This is a genomic window from Enterococcus sp. DIV2449a, assembly GCF_051711225.1.
GTDB classification, from domain to species: domain Bacteria; phylum Bacillota; class Bacilli; order Lactobacillales; family Enterococcaceae; genus Enterococcus_D; species Enterococcus_D casseliflavus.
Genome location: NZ_JBIOME010000001.1, coordinates 3,053,470 through 3,078,823, shown reverse-complemented (window position 1 = coordinate 3,078,823; position 25,354 = coordinate 3,053,470). Strand labels below are relative to the sequence as shown.

At 43.6% G+C, this 25,354-nt stretch carries 24 protein-coding genes; 20 read left to right on the top strand and 4 right to left on the bottom strand.

Annotated elements, in window-relative coordinates:
• The first annotated feature begins 112 nt into the window (after positions 1 to 112).
• Complete coding sequence (locus IGI76_RS14595) at positions 113 to 565, top strand: YaiI/YqxD family protein (protein ID WP_015510428.1); 453 nt, start codon at positions 113 to 115, stop codon at positions 563 to 565.
• A 52-nt stretch (positions 566 to 617) separates the two neighbouring features.
• Here the strand turns inward: IGI76_RS14595 and IGI76_RS14590 are convergent, their stop codons facing one another.
• Positions 618 to 2,360 (bottom strand): ABC1 kinase family protein, encoded by a 1,743-nt coding sequence (locus tag IGI76_RS14590; RefSeq protein ID WP_081116884.1) that lies wholly within the window; start codon positions 2,358 to 2,360, stop codon positions 618 to 620.
• Positions 2,361 to 2,542: 182 nt separating this feature from the next.
• Between IGI76_RS14590 and IGI76_RS14585 the strand changes: the two genes are divergently transcribed.
• From IGI76_RS14585 to IGI76_RS14530, 12 genes are all read left to right on the top strand, one after another.
• Positions 2,543 to 3,619: a D-alanine--D-alanine ligase gene (locus IGI76_RS14585; RefSeq protein ID WP_333718770.1), complete on the top strand. Its 1,077-nt coding sequence runs from the start codon at positions 2,543 to 2,545 to the stop codon at positions 3,617 to 3,619.
• An 86-nt stretch (positions 3,620 to 3,705) separates the two neighbouring features.
• Entirely contained in the window at positions 3,706 to 5,055 is a 1,350-nt protein-coding gene (locus IGI76_RS14580) for a UDP-N-acetylmuramoyl-tripeptide--D-alanyl-D-alanine ligase (RefSeq protein ID WP_333718769.1), read from the top strand.
• Positions 5,056 to 5,345: 290 nt separating this feature from the next.
• Positions 5,346 to 6,872, top strand: a complete 1,527-nt coding sequence (gene cshA / locus IGI76_RS14575; protein ID WP_121260677.1) for a degradosome RNA helicase CshA — start codon at positions 5,346 to 5,348, stop codon at positions 6,870 to 6,872.
• 202 nt (positions 6,873 to 7,074) lie between these two features.
• The gene (gene acpS, locus IGI76_RS14570) at positions 7,075 to 7,440 is read left to right on the top strand and encodes a holo-ACP synthase (protein ID WP_015510424.1); all 366 of its coding nucleotides are present in this window, start codon (positions 7,075 to 7,077) and stop codon (positions 7,438 to 7,440) included.
• A 122-nt stretch (positions 7,441 to 7,562) separates the two neighbouring features.
• Entirely contained in the window at positions 7,563 to 8,684 is a 1,122-nt protein-coding gene (gene alr, locus IGI76_RS14565) for an alanine racemase (protein ID WP_121260679.1), read from the top strand.
• A gap of 9 nt (positions 8,685 to 8,693) precedes the next feature.
• A complete protein-coding gene (locus IGI76_RS14560; protein ID WP_005227961.1) occupies positions 8,694 to 9,065 on the top strand; it encodes a type II toxin-antitoxin system PemK/MazF family toxin in 372 nt (123 codons plus the stop codon).
• An 8-nt stretch (positions 9,066 to 9,073) separates the two neighbouring features.
• Positions 9,074 to 9,370 (top strand): hypothetical protein, encoded by a 297-nt coding sequence (locus IGI76_RS14555; RefSeq protein ID WP_121260681.1) that lies wholly within the window; start codon positions 9,074 to 9,076, stop codon positions 9,368 to 9,370.
• Positions 9,371 to 9,670: 300 nt separating this feature from the next.
• The gene (gene rlmN, locus IGI76_RS14550) at positions 9,671 to 10,738 is read left to right on the top strand and encodes a 23S rRNA (adenine(2503)-C(2))-methyltransferase RlmN (protein ID WP_275853967.1); all 1,068 of its coding nucleotides are present in this window, start codon (positions 9,671 to 9,673) and stop codon (positions 10,736 to 10,738) included.
• Between the two features lie 195 nt (positions 10,739 to 10,933).
• Positions 10,934 to 11,617, top strand: coding sequence for a DUF969 domain-containing protein (locus tag IGI76_RS14545; RefSeq protein WP_010749105.1), 684 nt, complete (start codon positions 10,934 to 10,936; stop codon positions 11,615 to 11,617).
• Positions 11,618 to 12,538, top strand: coding sequence for a DUF979 domain-containing protein (locus tag IGI76_RS14540; RefSeq protein ID WP_005233677.1), 921 nt, complete (start codon positions 11,618 to 11,620; stop codon positions 12,536 to 12,538).
• Positions 12,539 to 12,568: 30 nt separating this feature from the next.
• Positions 12,569 to 13,216 (top strand): pyroglutamyl-peptidase I, encoded by a 648-nt coding sequence (pcp, locus tag IGI76_RS14535; RefSeq protein ID WP_333718768.1) that lies wholly within the window; start codon positions 12,569 to 12,571, stop codon positions 13,214 to 13,216.
• 443 nt (positions 13,217 to 13,659) lie between these two features.
• Positions 13,660 to 15,321, top strand: a complete 1,662-nt coding sequence (locus tag IGI76_RS14530; RefSeq protein WP_333718767.1) for a peptide ABC transporter substrate-binding protein — start codon at positions 13,660 to 13,662, stop codon at positions 15,319 to 15,321.
• 100 nt (positions 15,322 to 15,421) lie between these two features.
• Here IGI76_RS14530 and IGI76_RS14525 read toward each other — a convergent pair whose 3' ends face one another.
• Positions 15,422 to 15,757 carry a DUF3899 domain-containing protein gene (locus IGI76_RS14525; RefSeq protein WP_005227990.1) on the bottom strand — a complete coding sequence of 112 codons (336 nt, stop codon included), beginning with the start codon at positions 15,755 to 15,757 and terminating at the stop codon, positions 15,422 to 15,424.
• An 84-nt stretch (positions 15,758 to 15,841) separates the two neighbouring features.
• Between IGI76_RS14525 and opp3b the strand changes: the two genes are divergently transcribed.
• From opp3b to IGI76_RS14500, 5 genes are read left to right on the top strand one after another with little or no spacing between them, the layout of a single operon-like run.
• Positions 15,842 to 16,783: an oligopeptide ABC transporter permease gene (opp3b, locus tag IGI76_RS14520; protein ID WP_005227991.1), complete on the top strand. Its 942-nt coding sequence runs from the start codon at positions 15,842 to 15,844 to the stop codon at positions 16,781 to 16,783.
• A complete protein-coding gene (locus IGI76_RS14515; protein ID WP_005227994.1) occupies positions 16,783 to 17,826 on the top strand; it encodes an ABC transporter permease in 1,044 nt (347 codons plus the stop codon). Before opp3b ends, IGI76_RS14515 begins: the two co-directional genes overlap by 1 nt.
• Complete coding sequence (locus IGI76_RS14510) at positions 17,826 to 18,878, top strand: ABC transporter ATP-binding protein (RefSeq protein WP_216593164.1); 1,053 nt, start codon at positions 17,826 to 17,828, stop codon at positions 18,876 to 18,878. The genes IGI76_RS14515 and IGI76_RS14510 overlap by 1 nt, the downstream gene beginning before the upstream one ends.
• A 14-nt stretch (positions 18,879 to 18,892) precedes the next feature.
• Entirely contained in the window at positions 18,893 to 19,831 is a 939-nt protein-coding gene (locus tag IGI76_RS14505; RefSeq protein WP_005227998.1) for an ABC transporter ATP-binding protein, read from the top strand.
• 30 nt (positions 19,832 to 19,861) lie between these two features.
• Positions 19,862 to 20,860, top strand: a complete 999-nt coding sequence (locus IGI76_RS14500; protein ID WP_430615867.1) for an RNA-guided endonuclease TnpB family protein — start codon at positions 19,862 to 19,864, stop codon at positions 20,858 to 20,860.
• Positions 20,861 to 21,005: 145 nt separating this feature from the next.
• Here IGI76_RS14500 and IGI76_RS14495 read toward each other — a convergent pair whose 3' ends face one another.
• Together IGI76_RS14495 and IGI76_RS14490 are read right to left on the bottom strand one after the other, a co-directional pair.
• Complete coding sequence (locus IGI76_RS14495) at positions 21,006 to 21,836, bottom strand: NUDIX domain-containing protein (RefSeq protein ID WP_005228002.1); 831 nt, start codon at positions 21,834 to 21,836, stop codon at positions 21,006 to 21,008.
• A gap of 50 nt (positions 21,837 to 21,886) precedes the next feature.
• Positions 21,887 to 22,162, bottom strand: a complete 276-nt coding sequence (locus tag IGI76_RS14490; protein ID WP_333718765.1) for a hypothetical protein — start codon at positions 22,160 to 22,162, stop codon at positions 21,887 to 21,889.
• A gap of 205 nt (positions 22,163 to 22,367) precedes the next feature.
• Between IGI76_RS14490 and IGI76_RS14485 the strand changes: the two genes are divergently transcribed.
• Positions 22,368 to 22,856, top strand: coding sequence for an immunoglobulin-like domain-containing protein (locus IGI76_RS14485; RefSeq protein ID WP_333718764.1), 489 nt, complete (start codon positions 22,368 to 22,370; stop codon positions 22,854 to 22,856).
• Positions 22,857 to 23,184: 328 nt separating this feature from the next.
• Complete coding sequence (gene metG / locus IGI76_RS14480) at positions 23,185 to 25,191, top strand: methionine--tRNA ligase (protein ID WP_005228005.1); 2,007 nt, start codon at positions 23,185 to 23,187, stop codon at positions 25,189 to 25,191.
• The last annotated feature ends 163 nt before the right edge of the window (positions 25,192 to 25,354 follow it).

Sequence of the window (25,354 nt, the reverse complement as noted above, 5' to 3'; positions counted from 1 at the left end):
GCTTTAAATACATCCTCAAGGAAACGGCTGTAAAGTCTGCTTGCATCTTCGCCTTGCTCCTCTTACAATAGAAGTAATTGTAAACGAAGAAACTTGTGAGGGGAGTGTAAAGATGCGACTTTTTATTGACGGCGATGGATCGCCAGTGAAAAACGAAGTGATTGAGCTGGCTCAGCAATATCAGCTGCCGGTGGTGATCGTCACCAGTGTCGATCATTACACGACCAAAGATTATCCTGCCCATGTTCACTTTGTCTATGTCGACAAAGGCTCGGATCGTGCGGATTATGAAATCGTGAAGGAAATAGAGCCCGGTGATTTTCTCGTTACCCAAGATTATGGGTTAGCCTCTTTGGTCTTGCCGAAAAAAGCGCGGGTTTTTCACCATAACGGCACAGAGTATTTGCCAGAAACGATCGATTTTTTACTTGGACAACGCTACTTAGGTGCGCAGATGCGTAAAGCAGGCAAGCGTACAAAAGGACCGAAGCCCTTTACGAAAGAGGATCGGGAAGCCTTCAAACGAATCTTTGAAAACGAATTGCGACAGACTCTTGCAAAATAAGCACCCTCAAGACCCAGCTTCTGCATGAACCACGGGAATTGAAGGTGCTTATTTATTTCTTGCGAAAACGATCATAGAAGTATTTGCTGACTAAAGCCACGATCGCGAAAAATGCTAAGGTATATCCGAAGATTCCCATCTGATGGACGAAGGCTCCTTGTTGCGGGCTGGCGACCACCAATAAGGAAGAGCCAAGGATGACCGCAGCTAGAATAATACCGATCACCAGTCGATTGACCATCTGATCAAAGCGGTCCAATAGCTGCTTTTGTTCGCGGATCTCTAGATTCAGTCGGTGTTTACCAGTCGCAAAAGTGTCTAAGACAGCCAAGGTCCGATCGGGAAGATGGCTAAGTGCCCGCAAGCTTTTTGCGGTTGCCAAGGCGCTTTTTTTCACCTCGTCTTCAATACTCAGCTGCTGCAGGAAATATTTTTGTGCAAAAGGCTGAGTGACTTCCATCATTGATAATTCGGGATCTAAGGCTTTGATCACACCTTCCAAGGTACCAAAAGCCTTGATCAGCAAGGTGATGTCTCGATGCATCTGCAGTTGGTTATCATGGCAGATCGTGATGACTTCCGCCATCACTTTTTGCAAGTCGATATCCTTTAGCGGCATATTATAGTAGTTTTCAACAAATTTTTGCAGATCTTGGTAGAAGGCGACTTCGTCAAAGGAACTGCCGCTGCTGTTGCACAACCGCAAGACGGCTTTGCCGACTTCTTGGGTGTCTTGGGTATAAAGAGCAATCAACGCATCGGCTAAACGGCTGCGTAAAGACTGATCCAAATGACCCATCATCCCAAAGTCCAAGAAAATCACTTGGTAAGGCGGCATGACAGCTTCTTCTTGCCATTTCAACGAATAATCGACCCCGCCGAGGACACCGACGCGCTGCTTGACTTGAAATGGTTGTGGGCGGTTGGCTTGATCCGTGAAGACATGCAAGAAAAGATTGCCAGGATGTGGATCAGCGTGAAAGAAGCCATCTTCAAAGACTTGTTTCATAAAGTTTTCGACTAATAGCGTCCCCACTTGTTTTTTCACTGCTTTAACGGACTGATTGTCATAAACGATGTCTTGATTTTTGCGGGTCAGTAAGCAATTCAAGCTTTCACCTGCCATGTAATCCATGACTAATACTTTTTGGGTACACCATTCGGGATAAACTTTTGGCAATGCCAACTGCGGGTCTTGGTGATTGTTGCGGTAGAATTCCTGTGCGTTTTTCATCTCTTGTAAAAAATTTGTTTCATTGGCAAGTGATCGTCGGACTTCGCTTAGCACGCTTTTTAAATCCACCACATTGGCTTCTGGAATTGCGCGAACCAACGGCAGGGCTTTTTCAAAAAGATCGAGATCCACTTGAATTGCCGCAATGATCCCTGGATGCTGCACTTTGACGATCACTTCTTTGCCGCTGAGCAAGTTTGCTCGATGGGCTTGTCCGATGGAAGCTGAGGCGACCGGAATTTCATCAAAAGCGGAAAAAACTTCCGTTAGCGGCTGCTGCAGTTCTGTTTCCAGCAGTGCTTTGACCTTGGGAAATGGATCGCTTTTGACATTGTCCTGCAGCTGCTTGAATTCATCGACAAAGGTGCTGGAAAGCAGATCATTGCGGACCGAAAGCATCTGCCCGATTTTGATAAATGTTGGTCCTAATTCTTCAAACGCTTGACGCACCATTTCGGGGTGCTGCTGTTTGCTGATATTTTGAACGACTTTGTATTTCAAAAAGACTTGAACGATTTGTTTTAATCGTCCTTTTCTAGAAGGAGCGGTTTGTTCTGTCATAGGTCCCACCTCTTTAAACGTGCCGTGATATATTCATAGTACTGACAAAATGAAAAACATTCAACTAACGACTGTGTAAGCTTAAAGAAATTTCTGCAAGATTTAATGCCGGTTGGTCGATTTTGTGCTAAAATGTGGAAGACTTAGTTTGGTAGAATCAATGAATACAGGAGGAAATTCTTTTGAAAATCATTTTATTATACGGGGGACGCAGTGCAGAACATGAGGTATCACTGTTATCCGCTTTTTCAGTTGTTAATGCTGTATATTATAATTACTACCAAGTTCAATTAGTAATGATCACCAAAGAAGGACGCTGGTTAAAAGGCCCATTATTGACTGAGGCGCCAACGTCTCCAGTTACTTTGGCATTGACCAATGAAGAAACCAAAGGGGAAGAAATTTCACCTGGGGCAATCTACGAAGAAGACGCGATCGTCTTTCCTTTACTTCACGGACCAAATGGCGAAGACGGCACGATCCAAGGGTTTTTAGAAACCATCGGAATGCCTTATGTCGGAGCCGGTGTCTTGACTAGTGCCTGTGGGATGGACAAAATCATGACCAAGTATATCTTGCAAGCTGCGGGGATTCCGCAAGTTCCCTATGTACCAGTCTTGAAAAATGCGTGGAAAGAAAATCCGAAAAAGATTTTCGATCAATGTGAAGGTAGTCTGCTTTATCCAATGTTTGTCAAACCTGCCAACATGGGCTCAAGTGTCGGTATCTCGAAAGCCGAGAACCGTGAAGAACTGCAAAATGCGCTACAAGAAGCGTATCGCTACGATACCCGAGCGATCGTTGAACAAGGAATCGAAGCCCGTGAGATCGAAGTAGCCGTTCTTGGAAACGAAGACGTTCGGACCACAATGCCGGGAGAAATCGTAAAAGATGTTGCCTTTTATGATTACAATTCCAAATACATTGACAACCGAATCGAGATGCAGATTCCTGCACAAATTCCAGAAGAAACACAAGCCAAAGCTCAAGAGTTTGCGAAAAAAGCCTATACGATGTTAGGCGGCAGCGGATTGAGCCGTTGTGATTTCTTTTTGACCAATAAAAATGAGCTCTTTTTAAATGAGCTGAACACGATGCCAGGGTTCACTGAATTCAGCATGTACCCACTGCTATGGGAGAAGACCGGCTTGCCTTATGGGGATTTGATCGAAGAATTGATCCAATTAGGGATGAATCGTTTCAATCAAAGACGTTCGTTCTTGACCAATGTAGAAGCAACAGAAAACGAAGCAGAATAAATAGCAGGAAGAAAGCCAGCTCAACTCAAGGAAAATACTTGAAGCGATCTTGTGCTTTCTTTTTTTAGGAAAAAGGAGCGAACCTGATGAATTTTACTGTAAAAGAAGCCGCTGCCGTATTTGGTCAGCAAATTGAAAATGAAACGCCACTTGCCTCTGTGGAATTCGACAGCCGTCTGATCAAAGAAAACAGTCTCTTTGTTCCCTTAGCGGGTACCCGTGACGGACATGAATTTGCCCAACAAGCCAAAGACAATGGGGCGATCGCCACACTGTGGAGCCACCCTACGATCGAACCGCCGCAAGACATCCTTGTGATTCCTGTCACGGATAACGTCAAAGCGTTCCAACAATTGGCACGAGCGTATAAAGAAAAGCTTGCACCGAAAATCATCGGTATTACTGGAAGTAACGGGAAAACGACCACCAAAGATATGGTGGAAGCGGTCATGGCCCAAAAGTACCAGACCTATAAAACCCAAGGCAACCACAACAATGAACTAGGCGTGCCTTTGACTATCTTGCATGCGCCAGAAGATACCCAAGTATTGATTTTAGAAATGGGAATGGATCATGCAGGTGAAATCGAAGTCCTTTCACGCTTAGCAGAACCTGACGCTGCCGCTATCACGTTGATTGGCGAAGCCCACATTGAAAACTTAGGGTCCAGAGAAGGGATCGCCAAAGCCAAAATGGAGATCACCGCAGGATTGAAAAAAGACGGCTTCTTTATGCTGCCAGCTGATGAACCATTGTTAGAGCCCTTTGTTCCCAATTTAATGCAGACCATTGAAACTTTTGGCTTAACTGAGGGAGATCTACAAGGAGATATCGTGGAGGAATCGCAAGATCAGACGATTTTTACGGTTGCAGGTACCACCTTTACCTTACCGGTCTTAGGCGGCTATAATGTCAAAAATGCCTTGATCGCGATTGGGATAGGACGTCATTTTGGTGTAGCAGATGAAGCGATCAAGGAAGGCTTGGCGCATTTTCAATTGACGAAAAATCGGACCCAATGGGTGACTGCTGGTAATGGGGCAGCGATTTTGAGCGATATTTACAATGCCAATCCGACGGCCATGGGTCTTGTATTGGATAGCTTCCGCAAATTGCCTTTAGCAGGACGACGGATCGCCGTATTGGCAGATATGCTTGAATTAGGACCAGATTCTGCACAAATGCATGAGCAGATGGCCGCACACTTGGATGACTCGTTCCAGCTAGTTTTCCTTTATGGCAAAGAAATGCAGGCATTGCAAAAACGACTAGCGAACACTGCCCTTGCTGACAAGGTGCGCTATTTTGCGATTGATGAAAAACCACAGCTGATCGCCTCCTTAATAGAAACTTTAGAACCTTCCGATAGCCTAGTGATCAAAGGCAGCAATGGCATGGGCCTGAGTGAAGTCGTTGATGCACTAAAAGGAATGTAAAGCGGAGTTGAAATCTTGCTGAAACTTTCAAAACGTGTTATACTTATCTAACGCCGAAAGATGAAGCACAGAATGATTACTGTAAAAAACATTGACGTTTTGAGATAAAATGATGGCTGAGACAAACAACACTTGTTTTAGCCTTTTATAATGCCTTCGTGAAGCGGTTTTTCGGTACCGAGAGAAAGATAAGAGTAAATGGGACTACTCTTGTGTTTCTGAAGAACTAACCTACGCTTCGATGATAGAAAAACAGGCATCGAAAAGATGACCAGCCTAGGAGGATCCATTTGAAATTTAAAGATCTAGAATTATCCAACGAATTATTGACTTCTGTTGAGCGTGCCGGCTTTGAAGAAGCAACACCCATCCAAGAAGCAACGATTCCATTAGCCTTAGCAGGCAAAGACGTGATCGGTCAAGCACAGACCGGTACTGGTAAAACCGCCGCATTTGGTTTGCCAATGTTAGAAAAAATCGACCCAGCGAACCATCAACTACAAGGATTAGTGATTGCCCCAACCCGTGAATTAGCGATCCAAACCCAAGAAGAATTGTATCGTCTTGGTAAAGACAAAAAAATTCGCGTTCAAGCAGTTTACGGTGGAGCCGATATCGGCCGTCAAATCCGTCAATTAAAAGATCGTCCCCATATCGTAGTTGGTACGCCAGGACGTATGTTAGACCATATCAACCGCCACACCTTAAAATTAGGTACGGTTGAAACGCTTGTATTAGATGAAGCAGACGAAATGTTGAACATGGGCTTCTTGGAAGATATTGAAAAAATCATCAGCCAAGTGCCAGATGTTCGTCAAACGTTGCTATTTTCAGCAACAATGCCGCCAGCAATCAAAAATATCGGCGTGAAATTCATGAAAGAGCCTGAACATGTTCAAATCAAAGCCAAAGAAATGACCGCTGATTTGATTGATCAATACTATGTTCGCTCAAAAGATTACGAAAAATTCGATGTCATGACTCGTTTGTTGGATGTGCAATCACCTGAATTGACGATCGTTTTCGGTCGTACGAAACGTCGCGTTGATGAATTGGCACGTGGTTTAGAAGCCCGTGGCTACAAAGCTGAAGGCATTCACGGGGACCTTTCTCAACAAAAACGGATGAGCGTTTTGCGTTCATTTAAGAGTGGTCAATTAGATATCTTAGTTGCCACAGACGTAGCAGCTCGCGGATTAGATATTTCTGGTGTTACACACGTTTACAACTACGATATCCCTCAAGATCCTGAAAGCTATGTTCACCGGATCGGACGTACAGGTCGTGCCGGAAAAGGCGGAATGTCAGTGACTTTCGTTACACCAAACGAAATGAGCTACTTGCATGTCATTGAAAACTTAACGAAAAAACGGATGACACCAATGCGCCCACCAACCGAAAAAGAAGCATTTAAAGGTCAATTAGGTGCCGCAATCGAAGCCGTTGAAACAAAATTGGATGAAAATGGTTTGGATAAATACTTGCAAGCAGCCGACGATCTTTTGGAACGTTATTCTGCACAAGATTTAGCAGCACTGCTTCTAAAAACAATGGCGAAAGATCCAGCTGATTTAGAACCAGTCAAAATCACACCAGAACGCCCATTACCTCAAGGAAAAAAATCATTCAATAAAAACGGACGTCGCAGCAATAACAGCAATGGCGGCAATCGTAACCGTAAAGAAAACGGTGGGAACCGTGGCGGCGGCAACGGCAATAAAGCCCGTGGTAACTATTCAAAAGATGGTGCCCGTAAAAACAATCGCCGTAGCAACGACAAAAAACGCGGTTTCGTAATCAGAAATAACCAAGACTAATTAAGTTTGTGGACCTTGTAAGGAAACTTGCAAGGTCTTTTTTATATAAAAAACAAATATGAGCGATTGAAAATCTTAATCTCCGTATAAACTCGTCAGATTTGAATGGTAATTCGCCATTTTTTTGGTAGAATGGTAACTAGCTGAACAAGGGGTATTTCCAATTTGGAAAACCCTATCTTAGGTGAAGGTAGAGAAAAGAATGATCAAAGGAATCGGGATCGATGCAGTCGAGCTGCCTCGAATGAAAGAATTAATTGAAAAAAAACCTCAGTTTATAACGCGTATTTTAACAGAGAAGGAAGCAAAATTATTTGCACGTTTGCCTCTGAAACGTCAGGTAGAGTTCCTTGGTGGGCGCTATGCCTGCAAAGAAGCGTTCTCGAAAGCTTGGGGGACAGGGATCGGCAAAGTTTCTTTTCATGATATTGAAGTCTTGACCAATGAATTCGGTGCACCGATCGTTACTAAAGCACCGCATCCTTTAGAAAAAACGTTTGTCAGTATCACCCATACAAATGATACTGCTTTTGCACAAATTATTTTAGAAGTACTAGATAGTGAATAAACCAAGTTGAAGTAGTCTGTCAGTCAAGAAGACTTTGATACTTCATGGACGAACAGCCGACTACATAAAACCAACTTAATTTGTTCATCTGATCAAGCACTAGTAGAAAGAAGGAACTGGAAATGGTGGTTGCTTACCATAGACCAACGAAAGCGATAATTGATACAACTGCGATTACCGAAAACATCAAACATGAGATTGCTCACTTACCAAGCGAGACATTTCTTTTTGCGGTGGTCAAAGCGAATGGTTACGGACACGGAGCGGTTCAAACCGCTCTTGCAGCCAAAGAAGGCGGCGCAGATGGTTTTTGCGTTGCGACGATCGATGAAGCGATCGAATTGAGAGAAGCAGGGATCACTGACCCGATTTTGATCTTAGGTGTCGTGAACGTGTGTGATATTTCCTTGCTGACGACCTATGATTTGTCATTTCCAGTCGCTTCGATGGACTGGTTGATAGAAGCAGGCGCTTATTTAGAGGAGAACCCTCTAAATAAGCCGCTTAAAGTGCATATCAAGGTGGATACTGGTATGGGGAGAATCGGCTTTTTGACTGCCGAAGAAGTGCGCCAAGCCGTTCTTTGGTTAGAAGATCACCCCTCTTTTGATTGGGAAGGAATCTTTACCCATTTCTCCACAGCCGATCAAGCTGATACAACTTATTGGGAAACACAGCACCAGCGGTTTAAAGAAGTCTTAACTGTTTTGCCTTATTTGCCGACATATATACATACAGGCAATAGCGCGACCTCCTTGTGGCACAAAGAGGCCGTTGGGAATATGGTCCGTTTTGGGATCGCGATGTATGGATTGAATCCGTCAGGTCATGCATTGAAGGAACCATTTTCCTTAAAACCAGCCCTTTCACTTGTTTCTGAACTGATCCAAGTGAAATTACTTGAAAAAGGAGCGGGGATTGGCTATGGTGAGACATATATCACGCCCCGTCAGGAATGGATCGGCACTGTGCCTATCGGTTATGCGGATGGCTGGTTACGAAAAATGCAAGGCTTCTCACTCTTAGTAGAAGGCGAACCTTGTGAAATCGTCGGTCGGGTGTGTATGGATCAACTGATGATTCGTTTGCCGCGAGCATTTGCTGTCGGTACAACGGTCACGTTGATTGGTGAGAATCATGGGAAACGAATTACGATGCAGGATGTTGCAGACCAGTTAGAAACGATTCACTATGAAGTAGCGTGCACCCTCTCAGCAAGGGTTCCGCGAGAATATAAAAGTTAGGGTGGTCCTATGGTAAAAAGGGGAGATATTTATTTTGCCGATCTTTCACCAGTCGTTGGATCGGAGCAAGGCGGAATACGACCGGTCTTGATCATTCAAAATGACTTGGGCAATCACTTCAGTCCCACCGTGATCATTGCGGCGATCACGGCAAAAATGGCGAAGCCGAAATTACCAACCCACATTGGAATTTCCGCTTCTTGCACAGGGATTGGCAAAGACTCCGTCATTTTGATGGAACAGATCCGCACGATCGACAAAAGTCGGTTGAAAGAAAAAGTTTGTCATTTAGACGATAAAGTGATGTGTGAAGTCGATGCTGCTTTGATGATCAGTATTGGTGTGGAGCCGACCTTTGCTACATCAACGATCGAGGTGTAAAACAAGCAATGGGGTATGTAGTATTAATAGTAGTTGTCATTTTATTGATTCTCTTTACTTATAAACATATTCGCCGTTTTCTTTCAGAAACCAAAAAGCGCAACGAAACCATGGAACAAGGGTATTACCTTGTCAGTCATACATATGAAGAAAAGCGGGAACAGACACATTATTACGGCGTTTTTCAGCAGGGAGACAAAGAGCTGATACTAGAAATGTCGTTACAACTTTATTTGCAACTGCAGCCGCCGCAACGGGGCATGTTGACTGCCAAAGAAGGCAAAGTACTTTCTTTTGAAATGTGATCATGTAATGAAAGTAACGCGCACCAGGAAACAGCCCCCTCATGAAAACAAGCAGGAAAGAGCCGCTCCGTTTCGTACATCGGAGCAGGTTCTGCCACTGCTTGTTTTTTTCATGCAGGTCTTTGTGAGAGGTTTCCTATGGATTCAGATTCAATGAATGGAAGAAAGAGCATCTTCAAAAAAGAGGAATACCACAAAAGCGTGCGGCTAGAATGCTTTGAAGATCAGGTAATGTACGGTTGCTTTTCACAAAGAATTCAGTTATAGTATGTAGCGACTAGTTTGAAAAGAGGGAAAAAAGTGAACCCATCGATTTATGGACTTACCAAATCAGATCTATCTTTGTGGATAACTGAACAAAATGAAAAGAAATTCCGTGCCAACCAAGTGTGGGAGTGGCTCTATGAAAAACGAGTAACCAGCTTTGAAGAAATGACCAACCTACCGAAACCTTTGATTGAGAAACTGTCGGCAGCCTTTGTGATCAATCCTCTGAAACAGATGGTGGTACAAGAAGCCAGTGACGGAACCGTCAAGTATTTATTCCAATTGCCAGACAATCACATGATTGAAACGGTCTTGATGCGTCAAGAATATGGCATGTCCGTTTGTGTGACGACCCAAGTCGGCTGCAACATCGGCTGTACGTTTTGTGCCAGTGGGTTATTAAAGAAGCAACGAGACTTAACGGCAGGCGAGATCGTGGCTCAAATCATGTTAGTACAACACTATTTTGATGAACGCAATGAGGGGGAACGAGTCTCTCACGTGGTGGTCATGGGGATCGGCGAACCCTTTGATAACTATGACAATGTGATGCATTTCTTACAGATCATCAATGACCCGAAAGGCTTAGCGATCGGCGCGCGGCATATTACTGTGTCAACCAGCGGCTTAGCGCATAAAATTAGAGAGTTTGCGGAGAACGGCTTGCAAGTGAACCTAGCGATTTCGCTGCATGCCCCAAATAACGAAGTCAGAACCTCCATGATGCGGATCAATCGGAGTTTCCCGATTGAAAAGCTGATGGCAGCAGTCGATTATTATTTAGAAAAAACCAATCGTCGGATCACGTTTGAGTACATCATGCTGGATCATGTCAATGACCGGCCAGAACATGCCCGTCAGTTGGCAGCTTTATTGAAGGATAAAAAGAAATTGTCCTACGTCAACTTGATCCCATATAACCCAGTGAATGAACATGACCAATACGCTCGAAGTAAAAAAGCGGATGTGTTAGCCTTTTATGACATTTTAAAGAAAAACGGCATCAATTGCGTGATTCGTAAAGAACATGGGACAGATATCGACGCAGCTTGCGGACAGCTGCGAAGCAAACAAATGAAAAAAGAAGCCTCCGCTTCTTAAACGTAAAAAGCAAAAGAAGGACTGCACAAGCGCAGTTCTTCTTTTTGTTATTTACTATCTAAGTAATTAAAAAACGTATTAAAGAAAGCGTATTCCTCGAAAGAAAATTCAAAAAACATTGTTTTACAAGAAAAAAATAGATTATACTAAAAGCTGGTATCCATTAAAAATAACTTATCGTGAAAGGATGATTTGATGGAATGGATTAAATTAATTGGTATTCTAGTTATTTTAGTCGGCTTTTTGCTGAAGCTAGATACTATTGCTGTCGTAATCGTTGCTGGTTTTGTCACCGCGCTTGTGTCGGGGATTTCTGTTGTTGATTTTTTAACAATGTTAGGAGAAGCGTTTGTCAATAATCGACTCGTTACGCTGTTCTTACTGACACTACCGATGGTCGGCTTGTCAGAACGTTTTGGCTTGAAGCAGCAGGCAGTCATATTGATTGAAAAGATCAAAGGCTTAACACCAGGGAAGTTCTTGAGCTTGTACTTGTTTATTCGAGAACTTGCTGGCTTTTTCTCTATTCGGATCCAAGGACATACACAATTTATCCGCCCGATCGTTAACCCGATGGCGCAAGCTGCTGGGGAAAACAAATTTGGGGAACTGGATGAAAAAGATCAGGAAAAAATCAAAGCTCGGGCTGCCGCTAACGAAAACTTCGGGAATTTCTTTGCGCAAAATACCTTCGTGGCTGCTTCTGGTGTGCTATTGATCGTAGGAACATTGCAATCTCTTGGCTACGATGTGGCAGCTAGTTCGATCGCGCAAGCCTCATTGCCGATCGCATTGATCGTCTTAGTCATTGCTACATTGTCGAACCTGCTCTTTGATCGTAAATTAGCAAAAAAATATGGCAAGAAGGAGGACAAATAGATGGAAGGAATCGTTAACGGATTACTGGAATTCTTTTATATCTTGATCGGATTGCTGTCGATCATGACGGCTGTACGGGTTTTTCGTGAAGCGGATCATCCCACCCGATTAGGCACTTCTGCCTTTTGGTTACTGCTAGGGGTCGTCTTTGCTTTCGGGAATTTCTTGCCGTATCTTGTGGACGGGATTTTGATCGTTTTGATGGGCTGTTTGACCTTCTTCAAACAAGTACAGATCGGTAAAATCGTGGACGTGGATGATGAAAAAGCAGAAGCATCGGCTAAACGGATCGGTAGTACGATCTTCGTGCCATGTATCAGTTTAGCATTGATCGCTGTAGTGATTTCTTATACGCCATTAGGGGGCCAAGTTGGGATCGGGATCGCATCGATCTTAGCACTCTTGTTGGCAGTCGTGTTGACTTCCGCTAAACCAAAAACAGTGCTAGACGATTCCGATCGAATGCTTCGTCAAGTCGGAACTGCCGGTATCTTGCCGCAGTTATTAGCAGCATTAGGTGTCATTTTTAACGCTGCTGGTGTCGGTGATGTGATTTCTCAAGGAATCTCTGGTGTCGTGCCAGAAGGCAATCGTTTTATCGGTGTCGTGGCTTACTGTTTAGGAATGATGATCTTTACTATGATTATGGGAAATGGTTTTGCGGCATTTACCGTTATTACTGCAGGCATCGGTGTACCTTTTGTGATGGCGCAAGGCGGCGACCCAGTCGTTGCTGGTGCATTGGCAATGACCGCTGGTTTTTGTGGCACATTGCTGACTCCGATGGCAGCCAATTTCAATGCACTGCCAGTGGCCTTGTTAGAGATGAAAGACCCCAATGGTGTCATTAAAGCACAAGCCCCAATTGCTTTATTATTGTTAGTGATCCACATCGCTTTAATGTACTTTTGGGCATTTTAGTGGTAAAACAAAGAGGGAAGGATGATGGAAATGAAACTATTAATTACTGGATTTGATCCATTTGGCGGAGAAGCAATCAATCCTGCCTTAGAAGCAGTGAAATTACTGCCAGATACAATTCATGGTGCACAGATCGTGAAAGCAGAGATCCCCACTGTATTTGGGAAATCAGCAGCGATCGTCGCAGAGAAAATTGAAGAGATCCACCCAGATGTCGTTTTAAACATTGGCCAAGCGGGTGGACGGTTTGCCATCTCACCAGAACGAGTGGCGATCAATGTGGATGATGCCCGGATTCCTGATAACGAAGGCAATCAACCCGTCGATGAAGCGATCCAAACAGAAGGGAAGCCTGCTTACTTCACACAACTGCCGATCAAAGCAATGGTAGAAAACATGAAAAAAGCAGGAATACCTGCAGCCGTTTCTAATACTGCTGGAACCTTCGTCTGCAACCACATCATGTATCAAGTACAATACATGATCGATACAAAATACCCTGAAATGAAGGGTGGTTTTATCCACGTACCGTTTATTCCTCAGCAAGTCGTCGATAAAGCAGGACAGCCTGCAATGAGCATCGAAGACATCGCCAAAGGATTGATTGCAGCGGTGGAAGCCATCGTTGATTATGCCGACAAAGAAGATCTAAAAGCAATTGGCGGCGCGATCCATTAATCATTAAAGAGGACATCCTTTCGGGGATGAAACAAATGTCTTTAAGGCGAGAAGACCTGATCAGCAAGCATGCGATCAGGTCTTTTTTTGGCCTGTTTTGATAAAAATCATTGGCGATTTCTGTATGTTTACCCTTCTATCAGACATTTCTCATTTTGACGGATCAAATGAAAAAGAAAGACAGAAAACGAATGTAATTTACATTTAACCATGTTTTTTTATTATTTTTTTTGCTTTGTTTCTTATAAATAAAGAAAGGAAAAATAGCATTTAACGAATGTTTGATGAGAGTAAGGTAAGTAAATACCAAGAAAACTTTCTGCCAGAGGTGTTTTTTATCGAAAAAAGGATTGCTTTTTTAATAATTATTAATTAAAATCTTATCTAACTTCAGAAATCGCATGATTATTCTGAAAATTAATTCAATTAAGGGGTAGGACAGGATGAAGAATAAATGGGCCTATGGTTTAGTGGCTGTGTGTGGCGTGGCGTTAGCCGGTTGTACAACGGGCGGAACAAGTAGTTCAAGCAATGACACAGCAGCAAGCGGCGACAGCAGTGCAGAACAAGTGTTTAACGTAGTGGTTTCACAAGAAATGCCAAGTGCGGATCTCTCATTAGCAACCGATACGATCAGCTTCAGTGCATTGAACAATGTATATGAAGGACTGTATCGTTTGGATGCTGACAGTACACCACAACCTGCTGGTGCAGCTGAAGCAGCTGAAGTCAGCGAGGATGGACTGACTTACAAGATCAAATTACGTGAAGATGCGAAATGGTCAAATGGTGACCCTGTTACAGCAGCAGATTACGTCTATGGTTGGCAACGGACAGTCAAACCTGAAACAGCATCAGAATACGCGTATCTATTTTCACCAGTTAAGAACGCAGATGCCATCACAGCAGGCGATACGGATCCATCAGAGCTAGGCATCAAAGCAGTGGGGGATTATGAATTAGAAATCACCCTAGCAAAAGCAACACCTTACTTTGACTACTTATTAGCATTCCCATCCTTCTTCCCACAAAATCAAAAAGTGGTAGAAGAAAATGGTGATCAATATGCGTCAACTAGCGACAATGCTGTCTATAATGGACCGTTTGTCTTGACTGGGTTTGATGGACCAGGAACGGATACGGAATGGGCTTATGAAAAGAACGACCAATATTGGGACAAAGATACTGTTAAATTACAAACGATCAACGTAAGCGTCGTGAAAGAATCCTCAACTGCCTTGAACCTTTTCCAAGATGGTCAAGCAGATGATGTCATCCTAACAGGTGAATTAGCGCAACAAATGGCTAACGATGAAGCCTTCGTTTCTCAACCAGAAGCAACGACTTCTTACCTAGAATTGAACCAACGTGATGAAGATTCACCTTTCCGTAACGAAAACTTACGTAAAGCGATCTCTTATGCGATCGACCGTGATGCCTTAGTGACATCGATCTTAGGGGATGGTTCGATTGCTTCAACTGGGTTGGTACCAGAAGGTATGACCTTCAGCCCTGGCGATCATACGGACTTCACGGAAGCAGCTGGCAGCGTCATTGAATACAATGAAGAGCAAGCCAAAGAACATTGGGAAAAAGCAAAAGAAGCATTAGGGATCGATTCATTAGAATTTGATATCTTAGCTTCTGATACAGACTCAACGAAGAAAATCATTGAGTACTTGCAAGATACGATCGAAAAAACATTGGACGGTGTGAAAGTCACGTTAAGTCCAGTACCATTCTCTGTTCGTTTGGATCGTTCAAACGCTGGTGATTTTGATACAGTAATGGGCGGTTGGGGTGCTGACTATGCCGATGCAAGTAGCTTTACTGACTTGTTTACGACAGGCAACTCATACAACCGTGGGCAATGGAGCAACGAAGAATACGATGCAGCAGTTGAAGCAGCGGGTACGACCAATGCCAATGACCCTGACAAACGTTGGGAAGATCTAGTCAATGCAGAAAAAATCATTATGAATGAACAAGGTGTCATTCCAGTTTATCAAAAAGCGGAAGCACACTTACGTGCAACAAAAGTCAAAGGTGTTGTTGCTCACGCAGCGGGCGCACAATACGACTACAAGTGGACATCAATCGAATAATCACGAGTAGTTGACTTGAAATGCCGAAGAAAAGGCTGGGACAATTTCTTGTCTCAGCCTTTTGCTTCTCATTTCAATGAGTAAAACTATAAGAATGAAATTAACTAGTAGCAATCATTAAAAAGAGCAATGAAAGGAATAACAAGAAGACACCAGGCCATAACCAAAAGGCGTAGCTCTGTTTGCCGACTTGGGATAATTTCAGATAATCTGTTTTATTTTTGGAAAAAGCTTTCTTCATGGAGTATTGAAAATGGTCAAAGAAACCAGAAGCAAATACCCATAAAAAACCGCCAATGATCAAAAAGAACAGCGCCCACAAGAAAAGGGCATCTGAAAGAGCTGCTATGGAAAATTCATTTTTTATGGCTAACCATCCGCCAGAAATTGCGAGGCATAGGAGGGGTATGAGCCCACTACTTTTTTTTATTTTCATGATCTGACTCCTTTTTAATGATTCGTACTATGTTAATTTACATAATTATTGAATAGAAGTCAAAATACTTAAGGGGGAAACTGCGTGAACAGCTTTTTGAAATATTTATTGAAACGAGTGTTCTACATGGTCTTAACATTATGGCTGATTGCCACGATCACCTTTTTCTTGATGCAATTTTTGCCAGGAACACCATATACGAATGCTGAAAAATTAAGTCCAGAACAAATTGCCTTGCTAAATGAGCAAGCAGGATTGGACAAACCGATCATTACCCAATATTGGCTTTATTTGACCAATTTACTAAAAGGTGACTTTGGGATCTCTTTCCAATTTAAAAACCAGCCAGTAGCGAATTTATTATCAGGAAGAATCGGACCTTCACTGCAACTAGGGCTACAAGCGATCATCTTTGGTACGTTCTTTGGGATCATTTTAGGAACGATCTCTGCGATGAAACAAAATACTTGGATCGATACAACGTCTACCTTAGTGGCGATCTTAGGACGTTCGATCCCTAACTTTGTCTTTGCCGTGTTGCTGCAATACATTTTTGCCATCAAACTAGGGATCTTACCGATTGCTAAGTGGGAGACTTTTGCCAGCACGATCCTACCGACCGTCGCCTTGGCGATGTCGCCATTAGCGGATTCCGCCAGGTTTATTCGAACCGAGATGGTGGAAGTGCTGCATAGTGATTATGTCGAGTTGGCACGAGCAAAAGGGTTAAGCCGCTGGGAAATTGCCTTCAAGCATGGTTTGCGGAATAGTTTGATTCCGTTATTAACGCTGTTAGGGCCGCTAGCTGTCGGTTTGATGACGGGTTCTCTTGTCGTAGAAAATATTTTTGCGATCCCAGGTATCGGTGAACAGTTCGTAAAATCAATCATGACCAATGACTATCCAACGATCATGGCGGTAACAATTCTTTATTCCGCAATGTTGGTCTTTGTTATTCTTGTTGTTGATATTTTATATGGAATCGTTGATCCGCGGATCCGAGTTTCAGAAGGGAGTCGTGGCTAATGGCAGAGAAACCTTACACAGCAAATGATGTTGCTGCCATCGATGCAGCCAAATTTCAACCGTTACAAAAAAATACCAATGAAGAGCGTGAAGCGATCGCAACCCCTTCATTAACGTTTTTCCAAGATTCATGGCGTCGTTTGAAAAAGAACAAAGCCGCGGTCTTCTCAATCATTTTGTTGCTGATCATTATCGCGATCTCAATCATTACGATTTTTGTCTCGCCACATGATCCAACTGCGCAAAATGTGACCTTTACAAATCTGCCGCCGAAAATTCCTGGTATCAACATCAATGGCTTAAACGGCTATGCGATGGTGGGAGGCGAGCTAGTAGATAAGTATGCAGCTGCCAATGTTCCTGACGGGACGTATTTCCTTTTAGGAACGGATGGCTTGGGGCGTGACCTATTGAGTCGTCTATTTGTAGGAACACGTATTTCCTTGTTGATCGCGTTTATCGCGGCAATGCTTGACATTATCTTTGGTGTAACCTATGGCCTGATCTCTGGTCTTTTAGGTGGACGGATCGATAATGTGATGCAACGTTTTCTAGAAATCTTATCTGGTATTCCCAACTTAGTGGTAATGATCTTGATGTTGGTGGTTTTTGAACCTGGGATCTTCTCGATCGTGGCAGCAATGGCGATCACTAACTGGATTCCAATGGCGCGGATCGTACGGGCCCAAACGATGAAACTAAAAGATCAAGAATTCGTTTTAGCCGCAACGACGCTGGGGGAAAGTCGCCTCAAGATTGCGATGAAACACGTATTACCGAATATTTCCAGCGTGATCATCGTACAAATGATGTTCAGTATCCCCTCGGCGATTTTCTTCGAGGCCTTCCTAAGCTTTATTGGGCTAGGATTAAAACCACCTTCAGCATCTTTAGGGATGTTACTAAGCGATGGCTACAAAACCTTCTTGTTCCTGCCTTACCAAATGTGGGTACCAGCTGTGACCTTGTCTGTGATTATGATTGGGTTCAACTTGCTGGCAGACGGTTTGCGTGATGCCTTTGATCCGAAAATGAAAGAGTGATTGCTATGAAAAAAGTCTTAGAAGTGAAAAACTTAGAAATTTCTTTTGACACCTTTGCTGGGAAAGTCCAAGCGATCCGCGATGTCAGTTTCGATCTATACAAAGGAGAAACCTTGGCGATCGTGGGCGAATCTGGGAGCGGCAAGTCCGTGACGACCCGCAGTATCATGGGGTTGTTAGCCAGCAATGCCAATGTCGATAATGGCCAGATCCTCTTCAATGGGACGGACATTTTGAAAAAATCCGAAAAAGAACTGCAAAAAATCCGTGGCAAGGAAATCGCCATGATTTTCCAAGATCCAATGACTTCATTGGACCCAACGATGCCGATTGGCAAGCAAGTAGCAGAATCATTGATGAAGCACAACAAAATCAGTAAAAAAGAAGGCTTGCGACAAGCGTTGGAACTATTGAACCTTGTCGGCATCCCGAATGCTGAGAAACGCTTGAAAAATTATCCGCATCAATTTTCTGGTGGTCAGCGGCAGCGGATCGTCATTGCGATCGCGTTGATCTGTTACCCGCAGATCTTGATTGCAGATGAACCAACGACTGCATTGGATGTAACGATCCAAGCACAAATCTTAGAGTTATTAAAAGATATCCAGAAGAAAATCAATTCGTCCATCGTCTTCATTACCCATGACTTAGGGGTCGTTGCCAATGTGGCGGATCGGGTGGCCGTGATGTACGGTGGGAAAATCGTCGAAGTGGGGACCGCAGAAGAGATCTTCTATAACCCACAACATCCATACACTTGGGGCTTGTTAGGTTCGATGCCGACGTTAGAAGGAACAGGCGATCGCTTGTACGCGATTCCTGGTTCACCTCCAGATTTGTTAGATCCGCCAACAGGTGATGCTTTTTATCCACGGAACGAGTTTGCCTTGCAGATCGATGCTGAACAGCAACCGCCATTCTTTGACGTCTCACCGACGCACAAAGCGGCCACTTGGCTGTTAGCGCCACAAGCACCGAAAGTGACTCCGCCGGATGAGATCTTGATTCGCTGGAAAAAATTCCAAGAAAAAAATACTCAGGCATCTGTCTAAAGGAGGAGAAACGGTTGGAAAAAGTTTTACTTGAAGTAAAGAATCTCAAACAATATTTTAACGTTGGCCGCAAAGACGAAGTCAAAGCCGTCGATGATATCTCCTTCCAAATCTATGAAGGGGAAACCTTTGGTCTAGTCGGTGAATCCGGAAGCGGAAAATCGACTACTGGACGGACAGTGATTCGTTTGAATAACCCTACCGGAGGCGAAGTTCTTTTTGATGGACAAGATGTTATGAAAATCAAAGGCAAGAAACCACTGGCTGATTTTCGTCGAGAAGTTCAAATGGTCTTCCAAGATCCTTATGCTTCCTTGAATCCACGGATGAAAGTTCGGGACATTATTGCCGAAGGGATCGATATCAACGGACTAGCCAAAAATGAAAAAGAACGCAATGATCGGGTGGATGAACTTTTGCGAACCGTCGGACTAAACCCAAGTCACGGGACCCGTTATCCTCATGAATTTTCAGGTGGACAACGTCAGCGGATCGGGATCGCCCGCGCGTTAGCTGTCGATCCAAAATTCATCATCTGTGATGAACCGATCTCGGCATTGGATGTTTCGATCCAAGCCCAAGTCGTCAACTTGTTGCAAGATCTGCAAGAAGAACATAAATTGACGTACTTGTTTATCGCCCATGATTTATCGATGGTCAAACACATCAGCGATCGGATCGGCGTGATGCACAACGGCAAACTGCTAGAAGTAGGCACCAGCGATGAAATCTATCATTACGGGGTCCATCCGTATACTGAAAGTCTTTTATCAGCGATTCCGCTGCCAGATCCTGACCATGAGCGTCAACGCAAACGGATCAAATACGTCAGCGAACCAAACGATAACCAAGAGCGAGCAATGGAAGAGATCGCACCAGGACATTTCGTTTATGCCACGAAAAAAGAAGCCAAGATCTATCAAGAAAAGTTAGCACAAAAAAAGGGGAACTAGCGTCAAAGGTATAGGGAGTGTTAGGAGGAGATGAAACTGGGTGTTTTAAAAGCATACAAATTTCGGATCTATCCTAATGGACAGCAAAGACAGTTTTTCATCGAAACCTTCGGCTGTGTACGTTTTACGTACAATCAACTGCTGGAGGCAAAGATGGAGGAGCTGGCCAACAATGAAGCAAAGCAAGGGTTGACGCCAGCCAAACTAAAAAAGGAGTATCCTTTTTTGAAGGAGACCGATAGTTTGGCATTGGCGAATGCACAACGGAATCTGGACCGAGCGTTTCGAAATTACTTTCAAAAGCGGGCTGGCTTTCCAAAAATGAAAACCAAAAAAAGTATCTGGCAATCGTATACCACCAATAATCAGCAGCACACCATTTATTTTGAAGACGATCAAATCAAGCTGCCAAAGCTTAAAACATTGGTTCCCGTAAAAAAGCATCGGGCGATCAAAGGGAAGATCAAATCGGCAACGATCTCAGCAAAAAACAACGAAGAGTTTTACATCTCGATCCTTTGCTTGGAAGAGATCCCGCCATTGCCGAAGCAGCAAGCCTCTGTCGCTGTTGTTTATGATCCGCAGCAGTTGGTCAAAGCCAACCAGCCGATACCCATCACCTGTGAACATGCCATCCAAACGAAGCAAAAGCTGACGCGAGCAGAACGCAAGCTTCAGGTGAAAGCGACGGCGGTCAAACGGAAAAAAATCCTTTTGACCCAGGCGCGAAATTATCAGAAGCTAAAAGGAAAGGTCGCTCGCCTTTATCGTTTTCACTGCTGTCAAAAGCGGGAATTCATCGATCAAGTCAGCTACCATCTCGTAAAACAGTACGATACGATCTATTTGGAACAAATCGCAGAAGATACGGTTTTAAAAGCTGGTCATTACAGCATCAGTGATTGGCATCAATTCGTTCGCAAAATCCAGTACAAAGCGCAGTGGTACGGCAAAGAACTGCAGTTTGTCACGTTGGATACGCAGGACCAACAGAAGCTAGAACGGCTCTCAGGCGAAATGAGCAGCTGAGCCGCTTGAACTGGAAGGAACGCCAGGGATCGCCTAGGGTATAGAAAAAATCTTTCTGATTTTTGTTTCTAGGAACCACGTTCACTAATTATGATTAACCAGCAACCCCCTGCCAAACTATGGTCTGACAGGGGGTTGTATTTTTTTACATTTTGTCACCTAAAAATGCGTCATTTAAGCGATAGATCTTTGAGGGACGCCCGATGCCGACGGGCTTTTCGCCAACTTCCGTAAAATATTGGAGCATGGATTTTTTAAAGTTGGAATGATCGATCATTTTAAAATCGATCCCTAAAAACTTGGCGAATACTTTACGGGCTTCCGTGATCGTAAAGTCTTTGCCTAACACGAGCAGCACTTGTGGCTCGTGTTCCATCTTGTTGGCAACCCGTTTGAAAGCTTTGAGGATGATCGCGCTGTGGTCAAAAGCCAACGTATCTTTTCCAACAGAGGCGCCAGTCACTAGGTCAAGAATGATCTCGATCTCGCCGCTGGTCAAATAAATTTGATTGGCTTTTCTTTCTAAAGAGAACCAGCGTACTTGGTTCGCATCGTCACCGGCACTTAAGGGTTCTTCACCGATAAAAGCCAAATAGCTGACGGTGATCACCCAACCGCGAGGATCGCGATCTGGGGTGCTGAAGGTATGCAGCTGTTCGATGTTTTGTTTGGAGATGGTGACCCCGATCTCTTCTTGCGTCTCACGGATCACACTTTGCCCCGTCGATTCATTGGGATTGACGAAGCCTCCCGGCAATGCCCAAGAATTACGGAAAGGGTGGCCTTTTCTTTGGATCAGCGCAATTTTTAATTGTTCTTCTTCTTTGTTGTAACACATCAAAACCATATCGACGGTTACGGAAGGTTTCTCGTATTTCGGCTGATCTTGCGCCTGATACCATGTAAGAAACTCTGCTTCTGACGCTTCTTTTTCATAGTAGTGTTTTTCAGCTGATTTTGAGGTAAATTCTTTCATTGGTTTCTCCTGCCTTAGATAAAGTAAGTAGCTGAACGCGACGGTTTTCCTTAACGGAAAAAATAAGGAACGATCAAATTAAGGAAAAATAATGCGAGATAAAGCCAAGAAGACGGCGGGTGTTCCTTGAGTGATGAATAGCCCCAAAGAGCGATCCAGAGCAAAAAAAGCACACGGAGGACTGCCATCGCTGTTGCAAAGAGCGCAGCATAATCATGGCTATTGAAGTACGCAAACAAAAAGGGGTAACTTGTGGTTGAAAAAAGCAAGTGTCCCACAGAAAGCACAGTTAAAAGCAAAAAATGCTGTTTGTTTTTTCGAGTCATAGCGTTCCTTTCTATAAGTGAAGTCTTCCTCATTATAGCAAAAGAAGCACCTGTTAATCAAAGCCCGTCTGCAAGAAGCTTTTTCAGATCCTTTTTCTCAAAAAAAGCAATAAATGACTAGAAATGCTGCTGAAAAGGCACGAAATAGGTATACTAGAGGAAAGAAGGCGAGCCGCAGAGAATTCTTTCGAGAGGGGGAAAAGAGGTGAAGACGATCAAGTTTCTCGTTTTTCTATTGCTGTTGTTGATCATTAGTGGCTGTACCCGTTTCCGTCAGCTGCAAGAGCAGCCGACGGATTTGATGGTTGGGCAAAGTGTCAATCGAGTCCCTGCCGATACGTTTATGGGGCCCCCATTCCCTCAACAAGCAACCCTTCGTCTGGAAGTGGAAACCAGCACAGCAACATCCGGACGCTTCAAACTGTACAATCATTCCGATCAGAGGGTGATCTACGACAACTATTTTGCAGTGGATGTTTTCGAGGGGGATGAATGGCGGGAACTCCTTTTTAAAGAAGACGTGGTTTTTCAAGACATCGGTCTTTATGCCTCTGTCCACAGTCAAACAACTTTACTAATCAATTGGCCGGAGTATTTTGGCACCTTGCCGAAAGGAACCTATCGCTTGATCAAAGAAGTGACCATTGAAGAAGAGGGACCACAAACGCTGATGATAGAATTTATGATCGAATAATCGCTAGTTGCCGCTTGGAAGACACAAAACGATCAGAAAAAAGAAGCAACTCCCTCACTAGCACCCTTTGTATCTAAGCAAGATTCTTCCCCTAGAACATTGAAGTGAACGGCTATCTGCGCTATGATAACTAGTAGAAAAGAAATGCTCAAATCTGCTGGTTTATTTGCTGCGTGTTAAGGACCAAAACGATTCCTTTGTTCCTTGTAGACCATGGAAAAAGGTCTTAGGTTATCCGCTTTTTTGATTAAAATTATAGCATTTTTGGGTTGCGAACTGTATACTACCTAAGTATACACTTTACTAGTGAAAAGGAGGACTTGCGTCCATGGCTGAAAAAGAAACATTCTATATTACGACGCCAATTTATTATCCAAGCGGCAAACTGCATATCGGGAATTCTTACACGACGATCGCTTGTGATGCGGTAGCACGATACAAACGATTGATGGGCTTTGATGTCTTTTATTTGACGGGTGTCGATGAGCACGGTCAAAAAATTGAGAAAAAAGCAGAAGAACTTGGCGTAGATCCGCAAGAATACGTCGATAAAATGGCAGCTGACGTCAAGAAACTATGGAACACACTAGACATCAGTTACGATAAATTTATCCGCACAACGGATGATTACCATAAAAAAGCCGTTCAAAAAATCTTCCAGCAATTGCTTGATCAAGGAGATATCTATCTTGGTGAATATGAAGGGTGGTATTCCGTTTCTGATGAAGAATACTTTACTGAAACGCAATTAGCAGAAGTTTACCGAGATGAAGAGGGCAAAGTCATCGGCGGTAAAGCGCCAAGCGGTCATGAGGTAGAATTGGTGAAGGAATCTTCTTATTTCTTCCGCATGAGCAAATATGCCGATCGTTTGGTTGAATACTATGATGAGCACCCCGAGTTCATTCAACCAGAATCACGTAAAAATGAAATGCTGAATAATTTCATCAAACCAGGCTTAGAAGACCTGGCTGTTTCCAGAACGACCTTTAAATGGGGCATCCCAGTCACTGCTAGTCCTGAACACGTGGTGTATGTGTGGATCGATGCGTTATCCAACTATATTACGGCATTAGGCTATGGCTCAGACGACGATTCCTTGTTCCAAAAATACTGGCCAGCTGACGTGCATATGGTTGGGAAAGAAATCGTGCGTTTCCATACAATCTATTGGCCAATCATGCTGATGGCATTAGACTTGCCATTGCCGAAAAAAATCTTTGGTCATGGCTGGTTGATGATGAAAGACGGCAAGATGTCGAAATCTAAAGGCAATGTCGTTTATCCAGAAATGTTAGTGGAGCGCTACAGTTTAGATGCGTTGCGTTATTATCTATTACGGGCGGTTCCTTTTGGTAGCGATGGTGTATTTACACCAGAAGATTTCGTTTCTCGTTTGAACTACGATCTAGCCAATGACTTAGGCAACCTGTTGAATCGGACGATCGCTATGATCAATAAATATTGTGATGGCTTAGTCCCAGATTATGCCTCAAAAGTGACGCCTTTTGATAGCGAGCTGTCAACGACTGCGGCCAATGTGGTTGGTCGTTACCATGAAGCCATGGATAAAATGGAATTCAGTACGGCATTGTCAGAAGTTTGGACATTGATCTCCCGTGCCAACAAATACATTGACGAAACTCAACCATGGGTATTAGCCAAAGAAGAAGAAAAGCGTGCTGAATTAAACAGTGTAATGGTTCATTTAGCGGAAAGCTTACGCATCGTTGCGATCTTATTGCAACCGGTGATGACAGAAACACCAGCCAATATTTTCCAACAATTAGGATTGGCTTCTGTTGCCATGGATCTGAAAGATTTACGCTTTGGTGAATTTCCAAGCGGTACGAAAGTCGTTGCCAAAGGCACACCGATTTTCCCTCGTTTGGAACTTGAAACAGAAGTAGCCTACATCCAAAAGAAAATGGCTGAAGGGACGCAAAGTCCAGAAGAAACAGTCAAATGGAATCCAGAAGAAACCACATTGCAATCCGAAAAAGCCGAGATCAAATACGAAGACTTTGACAAGATCGAATTAAAAGTGGCAGAAGTCGTTGACTGTCAAAAAGTCAAAGGCGCCGACAAGTTGCTGCAATTCCGCTTAGCTGCGGGAGATGATCAAGATCGTCAAATTTTATCGGGGATCGCTGAATTTTATCCAGAACCGCAAGATTTGATCGGTAAAAAAGTCGTGATCGTTGCTAACTTGAAACCGCGGAAAATGCGGGGACAAGTCAGCCAAGGAATGATCCTTTCAGCAGAAGACAATGACGGTCGTCTGCAAATCGTGGAAGCACCAAAAGGCATGCCAAACGGCTCGATCATCGCCTGATTCATAGGAGAAATCCTTCTGCTAGTTTCAGCAAAAATAAAATTGCCAGACCTGAAAAGTTTTTGTATAATGTAGGTTATTGACATGAACATGAGGGAGTAATTGGCGGATTTTATCTGCGGCAGTATCACCATCCTGAAAGAAATTTCTGGTGCTGTCTTAA